Consider the following 12,522-nt stretch of genomic DNA (forward strand, 5'->3'; position numbering starts at 1 on the left):
CGTTGGCAGTTGTCAGGGAGCGGAAACGCCCGCGCTCAAGGGCGCGGGCGTGGCGGGACCAGGTTTAGAAAACCGAGTTGTAGCCGCCCAGCTCGACCTGAACCGACTTGATGCGAGTGTATTGCGCCAGCGAGCTGACACCGTTTTCACGGCCGACGCCCGACTGCTTGTAACCGCCAACCGGCATTTCGGCCGGCGACTCGCCCCAGGCGTTGATCCAGCAGATACCGGCTTCGAGCTTGTGGATGATGCGGTGGGCGCGGCTGATGTCGTTGGTGCAGACACCGGCGGCCAAGCCGTATTCGGTGTCGTTGGCGCGACGGATGACTTCTTCCTCGGTCTCGTAGCTGAGGATGCTCATCACTGGGCCGAAGATCTCTTCCTTGACGATGGTCATGTCGTCGGTGCAGTCGGTGAACACGGTCGGGGCGACGAACGCGCCCTTGGCGAAGTCGCCGTTCAGTAGGCGCTCACCGCCGCAGAGGACGCGGGCGCCTTCTTCTTTACCCTTGGCGATGTAGGACAGTACGCTTTCCATGTGCTGGAAGCTGACCAGCGGGCCGAAGTTGGTGTTCTCGTCTTCCGGGTTGCCGGCACGGATACGAGCGACGCGCTCGGCGATCTTGGCTTCGAAGGCGGCTTTCATCGCGGCAGGGATGAACACTCGGGTGCCGTTGGTGCAGACCTGACCGGAGCTGTAGAAGTTGGCCATCATGGCGATGTCGGCGGCCTTGTCCAGGTCGGCGTCGTCGCAGATGATCAGCGGCGACTTGCCGCCCAGTTCCATGGTGACTTCCTTGAGCGACGAGCTCGAGGCGCTGGCCATGACTTTCTTGCCGGTGGTGGTGCCACCGGTGAAGGAGACTTTCTCGATGCGCGGGTGCTCGGTCAGCCAGGTGCCGACTTCGCGACCGCTGCCGGTCAGGACGTTGAACACGCCGTTCGGCAGGCCGGCTTCGGTGAAGATCTCGGCCAGTTTCAGGGTGGTCAGCGAGGTGACTTCCGACGGCTTGAAGATCATCGCGTTGCCGGCGGCCAGGGCCGGGGCGGATTTCCACAGGGCGATCTGGATCGGGTAGTTCCAGGCGCCGATACCGACGGTCACGCCCAGCGGCTCGCGGCGGGTGTAGACGAAGGACGATTCGCGCAGGGGGATCTGCTCACCTTCGATGGCCGGTACCAGGCCTGCGTAGTACTCCAGCACGTCGGCGCCGGTGACGATGTCGACATAGCGGGTTTCGGAGTACGACTTGCCGGTGTCCAGGGTTTCCAGCATGGCCAGCTCGTCGTTGCGCTCGCGCAGGATGTCGACGGCGCGGCGCAGGATGCGCGAACGCTGCATGGCGGTCATGGCGGCCCAGACTTTCTGGCCACGCTCGGCGCTTTCGACGGCCTTCTCGACGTCAGCTTGAGTTGCGCGCTGCACGTGGGCGAGGACTTCGCCGGTAGCTGGGTTGATGGCTTCGAAGGTGGCATCGCTGCCGGCGTCGACGTAAGCGCCATCGATGTAGAGTTTTTGCGTTCCGAAACGGGCCATAGTGTCCTCGCAAGTGCAGTGTGTGGTTGGCTGCCGCGTCACGCTCCTGCCGGCTGGCTGGTCGCTGCGCGCGGCTGTTCAGCGGCCTGGTCGTTCGTGCCCAGGGTCTGCTGCTTAGCCAGTTGTAGATCCATGTATTCGTAAGCGATGCGTATTGCCTGCTCGGTGTCGAATGCGTCACCCGACAGGGCGCCACGCAGCCACAGGCCGTCGATCAACGCTGCCAGGCCGCGGGCAGCCTTGCGCGCATGGTAGAGCGGCAGGGCGCGGCGGAACTGGCAGCACAGGTTGGAATACAGGCGGTGGTCGTTGATCCGCTGCAACCTGTGCAAAGACGGCTGGTGCATGCTGGAGGCCCAGAAGGCCAGCCAGGTTTTCATAGCCGGGCCATTCACCTGGCTCGCATCGAAGTTGCCTTCGATGATCACCTTCAGGTGGGCGCGCGGGCTGTCGTCCGTGAGGGCCTGACGACGCGCGATCACACCCTCGTTGAGCATGTTCATGATGTAGCGCATCGTCGCTGCGATCAGGCCGTTCTTGTCCTGAAAGTAGTGACTGATGATGCCGTTCGACACACCGGCCAAACGGGCAATCAGCGCAATGCTGGCATCTCCCAGTCCGACCTGATCGACCGCCTGCAAGGTGGCTTCGATCAACTGCTGGCGGCGGATGGGTTGCATACCGACCTTGGGCATCTTGCTCTCTCCTCAGGCCTGCGGGCAGACGACAAGCGGCTACCTCGGCGAAGACCAGTCTATTTTGTTTTGATTGAACGTTCAATCAATAAAGAATAAGCTCTGCGACAATTTGTGCCATTGACAGTTTTTCGGACGGTCACAGAGGCACGAATCGACACCCCAGGAAATCGCGTAACCCCCGGAATACAAGGCGTTGACGGGCATGAGCGATGCGAAAGACAGATTTTGCCGAGCAGTCACGGGCTGCGCGGCCGGCCCTTTGGAGCGGGCCAGGTGGCTGTGGCGAATGCGCGCACCTCCTCAGGGAGAGCAAGATTTGCCACAGGCGACCGGTCTGATTTTTTTGCAACGTTTCTATTCGGGATCACGGTTTCCAGGGTGCTTTTATAACACCTGACGCAGTAGGGCTATTGCACCAATTGCGTGGGAAATAACTGTTTAGCCTCCACTGCCGCACTGCCCGGAGCATTCGTGCAATGAGTTCTGCCTCCCTGACAAAGCCCCCCGCCGAGCGGGTACGGGTCAATCGCGTGGTGTTCTACACCTCGGCGCTGATGATCCTCGTTCTGACTGCCTTGCTGATCGCTGTACCCGAAGCCGCCGGCCAGGTGCTGGGCGTCGCCCAGAAATGGCTGACCCGCACCTTTGGCTGGTACTACATGCTGGTCATCTGTGGTTACCTGCTGTTCGTCGTCTACCTGGCCTTCTCCGACTTCGGCAAGCTCAAGCTGGGCGGCAAGGACGACACCCCGGACTTCAGCTACGGCGCCTGGGCCGGCATGCTGTTCTCCTCTGGTATCGGTATCTCGCTGCTGTACTTCGGTGCCTCCGAGCCGCTGGATCACTACTTCAACCCGCCGGAAGGCACGCCTGCCAGCCTCGAGGCCGCGCGCCAAGGCTTGCAACTGACTTTCCTGCACTGGGGCCTGCACGGCTGGGCGATCTACGCCTTGGTCGGCCTTGCCGTGGGTTACTTCGCCTACCGCCATAACCAGCCATTGGCACTGCGCTCGGCGTTGTATCCGCTGGTCGGCGAGCGTTGGGTCAAGGGCGGTGCCGGCCATGCCGTGGACATCTTCGGCATGTTCGTCACCCTGCTGGGCCTCGTGACCAACCTGGGTATCGGCTCGATGCAGGTGGCCTCGGGCCTGGAATACCTGTTCGGCATGGACCACAGCAAGACCAACCTGCTGGTGGTGATCCTGGTCATGGCCGGCGTAGCCACCGTGGCCGCGGTGTCGGGCGTGGAGAATGGCATCCGCCGCCTGTCCAACCTGAACATCCTGCTGTTCAGCGGCCTGCTGATCTTCGTGCTGCTGGCCGGCAATACCCTGCACCTGCTCAACGGCTTCGTGCAGAACATCGGTGACTACCTCAACGGCGTCGTGCTGAAGACCTTCGACCTGTATGTGTATGAAGGCGACAACGACAAGTCCGAGCGCTGGCTGGGCCTGTGGACCGTGTTCTACTGGGCCTGGTGGATCTCCTGGGGCCCGTTCGTCGGCATGTTCATTGCCCGTATCTCCAAGGGCCGGACCGTGCGTCAGCTGGTCAGCGGCGTGCTGCTGATCCCGCTGGGCTTCACCCTGGCCTGGCTGTCGATCTTCGGCAACACCGCGCTGGACCTGGTGATCAACCAAGGCGCGGTGGAACTGGGCAAGACCGCGCTCGAACAGCCATCGATGTCTATCTACCAGCTGCTGGAATTCTTCCCGGCCGCCAAGATCGTCATCGGCCTGGCAGTGTTCGTCGGCTTCGTGCTGTTCCTCACCCCGGCCGACTCCGGCGCGGTGATGATGGCCAACCTGTCGTGCAAAGGCGGCAAGGTCGACGAAGACGCCCCGCACTGGATGGTGGTGTTCTGGTCGGTGGTCATCACCCTGGTCACCATCGGCCTGCTGTTCGCCGGTAACTTCGAAGCCATGCAGACCATGGTGGTACTGGCCGGCCTGCCGTTCTCGGTGGTCCTGGTGCTGTTCATGTTCGGCCTGATGAAGGCGATGAAGCAGGACGTCGCGGTCGAGAGCGAGCGCGCCGAACTGGCCGCCCGTGGTCGCCGCGGTTTCAGCGAGCGTCTCAGCCAGCTGGACCTGCAGCCGACCCAGGCCGTGGTGCAGCGGTTCATGGACAAACAGGTCAGCCCGGCGCTGAAAGAAGCCGCCGAGCAGCTGCGTACCCTGGGCTTCGAGGTCGAGACCCGGGTAGGCCAGTCGCGCAACATGATGGGCCTGCGTGTGATGATGGAAGAGGGCAACCCCTTCGTCTACGAGGCCAGCCTGGATGGCTACCTGGCCGCGCCGAGCGAGGCGCCGGTCGAGGGCGAGCCGGAAGTGCAGCAGCGCTTCTACCGCGCCGAGGTGTACCTGCACGACGGCAGCCAGGAGTACGACCTGATGGGCTTCACCCGCGAGCAGATCGTGCGTGATGTGCTTGATCAGTTCGAAAGCCACCGCCAGTTGCTGGGACGTGTGTACAGCTGATATCGGCTGATATCAGGCAAGGGCCCGGTTCGTGAGAGCCGGGCCCTTTTTGTTTTCGTTGTCAGTGGGTGGCTGCCTCCAGGAGGTTCTCCCGAGGCACAGGGGATCATTGTTTTCTGAGAGGGCTCGCATTCGTGTAGCGGCCTTGCCTGCCGTGGGCGGGCATGGCCTGGTTACCGCGTTCGGCGATCATCTGTCGCAGGCTGATCAACTCGATCCCCTGGCTCTTGAGCCGGGGAATCTCTTGCGCCAGGACGCTCAGTGTCTGCGGATATGGGTGCCCAATCAGTACCGCCGAACCCTGCTTGCGGGCCACCTCGATACCAAGACGCAGTTGCCCGGCAATGGCCTCGTTCGTTCGTACGTCGTCAAGAAAAACATCCCGCGAGAGATGCGCCAACCCTAGCGCCTGGGCCTCTGCCGCCGCCACCGTCGCCGCACTGGTGCGGCTGTCGACGAAGAACAGATGGCGGCGTTGCAGTTCACCCATCAACCACGTCATGGGCTCGCGCTGGGCGGTCATGCGGCTGCCCATGTGGTTGTTGATGCCGGCGGCGTAGGGCACCTTGACCAGGGCGGCATCCAGGCGCCGGGCCAGTTCGTCGAGGGCGATGCCTGGGTGCCAGGCGTAGGGCCCGGTGGCAGGGTCCATGGGCATGTGCAGGATCACCGTGCGCCCAGCCTTGTGGGCCTGGTGGGCGAAGTCGGTGGCGTGCGGGGTGTCGGGCATGATCGCCATGGTCACCGGGCCGGGCAGGGCGAGCGTACGGCTGTCGCGTTCGCTGCTCTGGCCCAGGTCGTCGATGATGATGCTCATGTAGGCCTTGGCCGGGGCCGCTTGTGCAACGCCGGCCAGCAGGCAGAACAGCAGGGACAGCAGATAACGCATGGCGGGTATCAGTCACCCTTGGTGATGTTCAGGCCCTTGAGCAGGCTGAGGGCCTGGCTGAGCTGGAAGTCGTTGTCCTGTGGGCGATCCTTGCGCTTGGTACTGCCGGTCGGTCGGTCGGCGCCGCCGTTGCCGTTGCCCAGGTGACCCTGCAGGTCGGCTTCCTTGAAGTTGTCGTTGTCGGCTTCGGCGGTCAGCTTGGCCGGGCGCACTTCGATGTCCGGGACGATGCCCTGGGCCTGGATCGAGCGGCCATTGGGGGTAAAGTACAGAGCGGTGGTGAGCTTCAGCGCACGGTCGTTGGCCAACGGCAGTACGGTCTGCACCGAGCCCTTGCCGAAACTGTCGGTGCCCATCAGTACGGCGCGCTTCTGGTCCTGCAGGGCGCCGGCGACGATCTCCGAGGCCGAGGCGCTGCCGCCGTTGATCAATACCACCAGTGGCACGCCTTCGCTGGCATCGGCCGGGTCGGCGGAGTAGCGCAGTTCGGAATTGGCGATGCGGCCCTTGGTGTAGACGATCAGGCCTTTGGTGAGGAAGTGGTCGGCCACTTCGACCGCCGACTGCAGCACGCCGCCGGGGTTGTTGCGCAGGTCGAGGACCACGCCGCGCAGCTTCTTGCCGTTGTCCTTGCGCAGCTTGGCCAGGGCCTTGCCCACCTCGTCGCCGGTCTTGACCTGGAACTGGGTGATGCGGATGTAGCCGTAGTCGTTCTCCAGCAACTGGCTCTTGACGCTCTTGACCTGGATCACCGCCCGGGCCAGCGTCACGTCGAACGGCGTGCCGCCGTCGCGCACCAGGGTGAGGGTGATCTTCTCGCCGATCTTGCCGCGCATCTTGTCCACGGCCTCGGTCATGGTCTGGCCACGGGTCGGCGCGCCGTTGATCTTGACGATCAGGTCGCCGGCCTCGATGCCGGCGCGGGAGGCCGGTGTGTCGTCGATGGGCGAGACAACCTTGACGAAGCCGTCCTCCATGCCGACCTCTATGCCCAGTCCGCCGAACTCACCGCTGGTGCTTTCCTGCAGCTCCTGGAAGTCTTCGGGGCCGAGGTAGGCCGAGTGTGGGTCGAGGTTGCTGAGCATGCCCTTGATGGCGTTTTCCAGCAGGGTCTTGTCGTCGACCGGTTCCACATAAGCCGCCTTGATGCGGTCCATGACCTCGGCGAAAGTACGCAGCTCCTCCAGCGGCAAGGGTGCCTTGGCGGTCACCTCGGTGGCCGGCACCGCGGCCTGCTTGGCCCCTGGCTTGGCCGGTTCGGCGGCAATGGCCAACGGCGCGCCGATGACCAGGGCGATGGTCAGGGCCAGCTGGGTGAGACGAGGCGAGTGCAGCATGTCGAACGAACTCCTGATCCTGTTGGTGCTCCCAGCGGGAGCATCGGCGCCGCCGTTTCGTGGATGGCGCCGTAAAAGTAGCACTAACTAACCTCGGCACCATTGCGCGGGGTCGGTGGGCTGGCCCTGCTGGCGAATCGCGAAGTACAGGCCGGCGCTGTCCTGGCCACCACTGTCGCCGACCGTGGAAATGGCCTCGCCGGCCTTGACGATGTCGCCGGCGCTCTTGAGCAGGCTCTGGTTGTGGCCGTACAGGCTCAGGTAGCCATTGCCATGGTCGAGAATGACCAGAAGTCCAGCGCCGCGCAACCAGTCGGCGAACACCACCCGCCCGCCATGCACGGCGCGTACCTGGGTGCCCGCACTGGCGCTGATCATCACCCCGTCCCACTTGGCCCGCGCATCACCGCCGCGGGTGTCACCGAAGCGTGCCAGCAATCGACCATTGACCGGCCATGGAAGTTTTCCCCGTGCCGAAGAAAATGCGCCGCCATAGCTGGCCGTGTCGCTGGAAACCACCGGGCCCAAGGTAGTCCGGGCCTTCTTTGGGGCTTCCTCGGGTTCCTGGCTGCGGCGCGCGGCGGCCAAAGCCTGCGCCTTACGGCGTTTCTCTTCTTCCTGTTTGGCCAGCAGTGCCCGCTGACGTGCCTCTTCGGCCTCGCGTGCCTGGCGGGCGAGGGTTTCCTCAATGGTCTTGAGCACCTTGCTCAGGTCGGCCTGGTCCTGCTCGCGGCTCTGAAGTTTCTGGTCGCGCTCCTTCATGTCGTTGCTGAGCTTGGCCAGCACCTGTTGGCGCTTGTCGCGTTCGGCGACAAGGGCCAGACGCTGAGTGTCGAGCTCGGCACGTTGTGCCAGCAACTGCTGCTGGTGGCCGGCGATGTCCTGCTCGACGTTGGCCAACTGGCGCAAGGTCTCGTTGAAGGTGCGCAACTGGTCCATGCGCGCTTTGCTGAGATAGTCGTAATAGGTGAGGGTACGGGCGAACTTCTCGGGATTCTGCTGGTTCAGCAGCAGCTTGAGGTATTCCTCGCGACCGTTGTTCTGGTAGGCCGAACGGGCCTGGATGGCAATCAGGCGTTGCTGTTCAACGCGGGCGCTCTGGAGTTTTTTTTTCTCGTGGTCAAGGCGCTCCAGCTCGCCCTCGGTCTTTTTTAGTTCTTGCTGCAGAGCCTCCACCTGTTTCTCGAGGTTGCCGATATCGGTCTCGGTGGCCTTGAGGTCTTTCTGCACGCCGGACTTTTCCTCTTGGAGCTTGCCCAGCATCTTTTTCAGCTCGGCGATGTCCTGGCGGGTGGCGTCCAGCTGTTGTTGGGTCTGCGCGCGCTCATCGGCAGCGAAGGCCGGAGCAAGCAGGCATGACAGGGCGAGTAGGAACAGGGCGCGGAGCATGGGGTTGGGCGTACCAGGGATGGAGACTGGCCTAGTATGCCCGCGCAGCCGTGCAAAAAAAACGCCCAGCGGCGTGTGCGGCGGGGCGTTGGTCTGGAATTCAACTGTTTTGGGGGCCGCAAGGCAGCCCCGCTACATCGATCAGGCGTCGATCAGGATCGAGGTGCCGGTCATCTCCGCCGGTTTTTCCAGCCCCAGCAGCTTGAGCATGGTCGGCGCCACGTCTGCCAGTACACCGCCGTCACGGACCTTCACGTGACGCTTGCCGACATAGATGAACGGCACCGGCTCGGTGGTATGGGCGGTGTGCGCCTGGCCGGTGCATTCGTCTTCCATCTGCTCGACGTTGCCGTGGTCGGCGGTGATAAGCGCTTCGCCGCCGACCTTGTCCAGCGCCTCGACGATGCGACCGACGCAACCGTCCAGCGCCTCCACGGCCTTGACCGCGGCATCGAACACGCCGGTGTGGCCGACCATGTCGCCGTTGGCGTAGTTGACCACGATCACGTCATAACGCTGCTGCTCGATGGCCTCGACGATACGATCGGTGACTTCAGGGGCGCTCATTTCCGGCTGCAGGTCGTAGGTGGCGACCTTCGGCGACGGGATCAGGATGCGTTCTTCGCCTTCGAACGGCTCTTCGCGCCCGCCCGAGAAGAAGAAAGTGACATGGGCGTACTTCTCGGTTTCGGCGATGCGCAGCTGGGTCTTGCCGTTCTTCGCCAGGTACTCGCCGAGCACGTTGTTCAGGCTGGCCGGGGCGAAAGCCGCCGGGGCCGGGATCTTCGCCGAGTACTGGGTCAGGCCGATGTAGGCCGCCAGCTTGGGCAGGCGCGCGCGCGGGAATTCGTTGAAATCGGGCTCGACGAACACGCGTGACAGCTCGCGGGCGCGGTCGGCACGGAAGTTCATGAAGATCACGGCGTCGCCGTCTTCGACCTTGACCGCCTCGCCAATGCGCGTGGCCTTGACGAACTCGTCGCTCTCGTCGCGGGCGTAGGCGGCTTCAAGGCCGGCCACGGCGGTCGCTGCGGTGAATTCGGCGGCGCTGTCGACGATCAGATTGTAGGCGGCGCTGACGCGGTCCCAGCGGTTGTCGCGGTCCATCGCATAGTAGCGGCCGATCAGGCTGGCGATGCGGCCCTTGCCGAGCTTGGCGAAGGTGGCGTCGAGCAGCTCGATGGACGATTGCGCGCTGCGCGGCGGCGTGTCGCGGCCGTCAAGGAAGGCATGCAGGTAGATCTTTTCGGCGCCACGTTGCGCGGCCAGTTCGGCCATGGCCACCAGGTGGTCCTGGTGGCTGTGCACGCCACCGTCGGAGAGCAGGCCGAGGATGTGCACGGCCTTGCCGGCACCCACGGCCTTGTCCACTGCGCCGGTGAGCACCGGGTTTTCGAAGAAGTCGCCGTCGCGGATGGCCTTGGTCACCCGGGTGAAGTCCTGGTACACCACGCGGCCGGCGCCGAGGTTCATGTGACCGACTTCCGAGTTGCCCATCTGCCCGTCGGGCAGCCCCACGTCCATGCCGGAGCCGGAGATCAGACCATGCGGCTGGGTGGCGCGCAGGCGGTCGTAGACCGGCGTGTTGGCGGCGAAGATGGCGTTGTATTCGGGGCTTTCGCTGTGACCGAAGCCATCCAGGATGATCAGGACCAGGGGTTTAGGCGTACTCGTCATCAATCAAACTCACGGTTGTTCAAAGATGATAAAGACACGCATTTTAGGGCAAATCCGCCAGCGACGGCGAATATTCCTCCCTTTGCCCGACCAGCGCGGTCAGGCATGCAACATGAAGGCGTGTTTGCCGCCAGCCCGGTGGGCTTTGGCGGTCATGGGGGGCTGTGTATACTGGCCGCCATTTTCAATCGCCTGGAACACCCCTGATGGTTGCTCACCTGATTCAATTCGCGACAGATCACTTCATCCTGGTGGCCATTTTCGTCGTCCTGCTGGTCCTGCTGCTGGTCAATGAAGTCCGCCGTGGCGGCCAGAGCCTGAGCAACGGCCAGCTGACCGCCCTGGTCAACGCCGACAAGGCCGTGGTGATCGATATCCGTACTGCCAAGGAATACTCGGCCGGGCATATCGTCGGTGCACTGAGCATGCCGCAGGATAAAGTGGCCGGCCGCATGACCGAGCTGGAAAAACACAAAGACAAGACCCTGATCGTCGTCGACGCTATGGGCCAGCAGTCCGGTACCCTGTGCCGCGAACTGCTCAAGGCTGGTTACACCGCCGCCAAGCTCAGCGGTGGCGTTTCCAGCTGGAAAGCCGATAACCTGCCCCTGGTGAAGTGATATGAAGCCCGTCATCGTCTATTCCAGCGACTACTGCCCCTACTGCATCCGCGCCAAGTACCTGCTCGAGAGCAAGGGCGTGGCGTTCGAGGAGATCAAGGTCGACGGCAAACCCCAGGTTCGCGCCGAAATGAGCCAGAAGGCCGGCCGTACCTCGGTGCCGCAGATCTGGATCGGCAGCACGCACGTCGGTGGATGCGATGACCTCTATGCCCTGGAGCGCGCGGGCAAGCTCGACGCGCTGCTGGCGGCCTGATTCGCACTGCATTCAAGAACATTAGGAAAAGGATCTGCCATGACTGACCAACAGAACAACGGCGCTGGTGCTGAAGAAACCGCACCACAATTCTCCCTGCAGCGCATCTACGTGCGCGATCTGTCGTTCGAGGCTCCGAAAAGCCCGCAGATCTTCCGCCAGCAGTGGGAGCCGAGCGTATCGCTGGACCTGAACACCCGCCAGAAGGCCCTGGAAGGCGACTTCCACGAAGTGGTGCTGACCCTGTCGGTGACCGTCAAGAACGGTGACGAAGTGGCCTTCATCGCCGAAGTGCAACAGGCCGGCATCTTCCTGATCGCCAACCTCGATGCCGCTTCGATGAGCCACACCCTCGGCGCGTTCTGCCCGAACATCCTGTTCCCGTACGCCCGCGAGACCCTGGACAGCCTGGTGACCCGTGGTTCGTTCCCGGCGCTGATGCTGTCGCCGGTCAACTTCGACGCCCTGTACGCGCAAGAGATGCAGCGCATGCAGGAAGCCGGTGAAGTGCCGACCGTGCAGTAATTTCTGCCGGTAAAGCAAAAGGCGACCTTCGTGGTCGCCTTTTTCATGCCTTGCTGGTGATCGGGCCCGAGCGGCAAGCGCATCAGCTTCCGGCAAACCCCTGCTGGCGCCACGCCTCGTACACCGTCACCGCCACGGTATTGGACAGGTTCAAGCTCCGGCACCCCGGCCGCATCGGCAGGCGCAGGCGTTGTTCGGCAGGCAGGCTGTCCAGCACCTCGGCCGGCAGGCCACGACTTTCAGGCCCGAACAGGAAGGCGTCACCGGGCTGGTACTCGACCTCATGAAACGGGTGCGAGCCTTTGGTGGTGAACGCGAACAGCCGAGGCTGATTCAGGCTTTCCAGGCATTCGGCCAGGCTTTGGTGGCGCTGTAGCGTGGCATACTCGTGGTAGTCCAACCCTGCCCGGCGCAAGCGCTTGTCGTCCAGTTCGAAGCTGATGGGCTCGATCAGGTGCAGGGCGCAGCCGCTGTTGGCGCACAGGCGGATGATGTTGCCGGTATTCGGCGGAATTTCTGGTTGAAAAAGGATGACGTGAAACATGCACGGCTCCAAGCGTGAAGATGACGAGCATTCTACCCCCGAACCCGACCCGCGTTCGAAGGCCTGGCCGCGGGTGCTGCTTTCGCTGGCGATCTTCGGCATGCTCGTGGGCCTGATGATCGGCCGGCTGACGGCGCCCGAGGAGCGGGTGCTGGAGCAGGTCGAGGTGGTCCAGGGCGGGCTGGACCTGTGGTTCAACGAAGAGCCGCAACTGCATGGCGAGAATGTCGAGGGTACCGTGGCCGTGGTGTTCCAGGCCGAGGGCAAGGCCGCGCGGGGCCAGTTGATGTTGCAGGACAAGCCGGTGGGCTGGCGTTTGCAGAAGAGCGAGAAAGGCTTGCTGTTGACGCTCGTCGCTGCGCGCCCCCTGCGCGGCGAATGGGCCGGCGCGCAAGAGGCGGGGCGTTGGCGGGTGCAGGTCAGGCTGCACGAATAGTTGGCGGGTGCAGGTCAGGCTGCACGAATAAAAGAGGGGATATCCCGGCCTGCCTGTACCAGGGTCCCCGAAACTGGAGATGTCTGGGTTAATGCAGGTGTCGTGCCAGTTTTATCGGTATGGAAAAACAGGGG

The 12,522-nt window shown here is 63.4% G+C and carries 12 protein-coding genes; 5 read left to right on the top strand and 7 right to left on the bottom strand.

Features of this window, described 5'->3' with window-relative positions; genetic code table 11:
* Positions 1-64 precede the first annotated feature (64 nt).
* Positions 65-1,537, bottom strand: coding sequence for a betaine-aldehyde dehydrogenase (betB, locus tag BMY03_RS10880; RefSeq protein ID WP_038706946.1), 1,473 nt, complete (start codon positions 1,535-1,537; stop codon positions 65-67).
* A gap of 38 nt (positions 1,538-1,575) precedes the next feature.
* Positions 1,576-2,232 (bottom strand): transcriptional regulator BetI, encoded by a 657-nt coding sequence (gene betI, locus BMY03_RS10885; protein WP_023630707.1) that lies wholly within the window; start codon positions 2,230-2,232, stop codon positions 1,576-1,578.
* Positions 2,233-2,711: 479 nt separating this feature from the next.
* Here betI and BMY03_RS10890 point away from each other — a divergent pair, with 479 nt between their 5' ends.
* Positions 2,712-4,715 (top strand): BCCT family transporter, encoded by a 2,004-nt coding sequence (locus BMY03_RS10890; RefSeq protein ID WP_023630706.1) that lies wholly within the window; start codon positions 2,712-2,714, stop codon positions 4,713-4,715.
* 106 nt (positions 4,716-4,821) lie between these two features.
* On the opposite strand, the gene BMY03_RS10895 is transcribed toward BMY03_RS10890, so the two are convergent.
* The 4 genes from BMY03_RS10895 to gpmI all read right to left on the bottom strand — a co-directional run bounded on the left by BMY03_RS10895 (position 4,822) and on the right by gpmI (position 10,007).
* Positions 4,822-5,604: a divergent polysaccharide deacetylase family protein gene (locus BMY03_RS10895; protein ID WP_094011039.1), complete on the bottom strand. Its 783-nt coding sequence runs from the start codon at positions 5,602-5,604 to the stop codon at positions 4,822-4,824.
* Positions 5,605-5,612: 8 nt separating this feature from the next.
* Positions 5,613-6,941: a S41 family peptidase gene (locus tag BMY03_RS10900; RefSeq protein WP_023628824.1), complete on the bottom strand. Its 1,329-nt coding sequence runs from the start codon at positions 6,939-6,941 to the stop codon at positions 5,613-5,615.
* 87 nt (positions 6,942-7,028) lie between these two features.
* The gene (locus BMY03_RS10905; RefSeq protein WP_094011040.1) at positions 7,029-8,330 is read right to left on the bottom strand and encodes a murein hydrolase activator EnvC family protein; all 1,302 of its coding nucleotides are present in this window, start codon (positions 8,328-8,330) and stop codon (positions 7,029-7,031) included.
* A gap of 141 nt (positions 8,331-8,471) precedes the next feature.
* Positions 8,472-10,007 carry a 2,3-bisphosphoglycerate-independent phosphoglycerate mutase gene (gene gpmI, locus BMY03_RS10910; protein ID WP_094011041.1) on the bottom strand — a complete coding sequence of 512 codons (1,536 nt, stop codon included), beginning with the start codon at positions 10,005-10,007 and terminating at the stop codon, positions 8,472-8,474.
* A gap of 206 nt (positions 10,008-10,213) precedes the next feature.
* Between gpmI and BMY03_RS10915 the strand changes: the two genes are divergently transcribed.
* Genes BMY03_RS10915 through secB form a run of 3 tightly spaced genes read left to right on the top strand, consistent with a single transcriptional unit; the run spans position 10,214 to position 11,408 of the window.
* Positions 10,214-10,627: a rhodanese-like domain-containing protein gene (locus BMY03_RS10915; protein ID WP_023628822.1), complete on the top strand. Its 414-nt coding sequence runs from the start codon at positions 10,214-10,216 to the stop codon at positions 10,625-10,627.
* Between the two features lies 1 nt (position 10,628).
* The gene (gene grxC / locus BMY03_RS10920) at positions 10,629-10,883 is read left to right on the top strand and encodes a glutaredoxin 3 (protein ID WP_094011042.1); all 255 of its coding nucleotides are present in this window, start codon (positions 10,629-10,631) and stop codon (positions 10,881-10,883) included.
* A 39-nt stretch (positions 10,884-10,922) separates the two neighbouring features.
* Positions 10,923-11,408, top strand: a complete 486-nt coding sequence (gene secB / locus BMY03_RS10925) for a protein-export chaperone SecB (protein ID WP_023628821.1) — start codon at positions 10,923-10,925, stop codon at positions 11,406-11,408.
* 82 nt (positions 11,409-11,490) lie between these two features.
* Here the strand turns inward: secB and trmL are convergent, their stop codons facing one another.
* Positions 11,491-11,952, bottom strand: a complete 462-nt coding sequence (gene trmL, locus BMY03_RS10930) for a tRNA (uridine(34)/cytosine(34)/5-carboxymethylaminomethyluridine(34)-2'-O)-methyltransferase TrmL (RefSeq protein ID WP_031314454.1) — start codon at positions 11,950-11,952, stop codon at positions 11,491-11,493.
* Here trmL and BMY03_RS10935 point away from each other — a divergent pair.
* On the top strand, positions 11,951-12,388 hold the full coding sequence (locus BMY03_RS10935) for a hypothetical protein (protein ID WP_023628819.1): 438 nt from the start codon (positions 11,951-11,953) through the stop codon (positions 12,386-12,388). The genes trmL and BMY03_RS10935 overlap by 2 nt on opposite strands.
* The last annotated feature ends 134 nt before the right edge of the window (positions 12,389-12,522 follow it).

The sequence above is a fragment of the Pseudomonas soli genome (assembly GCF_900110655.1).
In the GTDB taxonomy this organism is placed as follows: Bacteria; Pseudomonadota; Gammaproteobacteria; order Pseudomonadales; family Pseudomonadaceae; genus Aquipseudomonas; species Aquipseudomonas soli.

Bases quoted from the DNA above. Each gene is read 5' to 3' on its own strand.
- trmL (WP_031314454.1), bottom strand. From the start codon at position 11,952: ATGTTTCACGTCATCCTTTTTCAACCAGAAATTCCGCCGAATACCGGC.
- BMY03_RS10935 (WP_023628819.1), top strand. From the start codon at position 11,951: ATGCACGGCTCCAAGCGTGAAGATGACGAGCATTCTACCCCCGAACCC.
- BMY03_RS10900 (WP_023628824.1), bottom strand. From the start codon at position 6,941: ATGCTGCACTCGCCTCGTCTCACCCAGCTGGCCCTGACCATCGCCCTG.
- BMY03_RS10915 (WP_023628822.1), top strand. From the start codon at position 10,214: ATGGTTGCTCACCTGATTCAATTCGCGACAGATCACTTCATCCTGGTG.
- BMY03_RS10890 (WP_023630706.1), top strand. From the start codon at position 2,712: ATGAGTTCTGCCTCCCTGACAAAGCCCCCCGCCGAGCGGGTACGGGTC.
- secB (WP_023628821.1), top strand. From the start codon at position 10,923: ATGACTGACCAACAGAACAACGGCGCTGGTGCTGAAGAAACCGCACCA.
- BMY03_RS10895 (WP_094011039.1), bottom strand. From the start codon at position 5,604: ATGCGTTATCTGCTGTCCCTGCTGTTCTGCCTGCTGGCCGGCGTTGCA.
- gpmI (WP_094011041.1), bottom strand. From the start codon at position 10,007: ATGACGAGTACGCCTAAACCCCTGGTCCTGATCATCCTGGATGGCTTC.
- betI (WP_023630707.1), bottom strand. From the start codon at position 2,232: ATGCCCAAGGTCGGTATGCAACCCATCCGCCGCCAGCAGTTGATCGAA.
- betB (WP_038706946.1), bottom strand. From the start codon at position 1,537: ATGGCCCGTTTCGGAACGCAAAAACTCTACATCGATGGCGCTTACGTC.
- grxC (WP_094011042.1), top strand. From the start codon at position 10,629: ATGAAGCCCGTCATCGTCTATTCCAGCGACTACTGCCCCTACTGCATC.
- BMY03_RS10905 (WP_094011040.1), bottom strand. From the start codon at position 8,330: ATGCTCCGCGCCCTGTTCCTACTCGCCCTGTCATGCCTGCTTGCTCCG.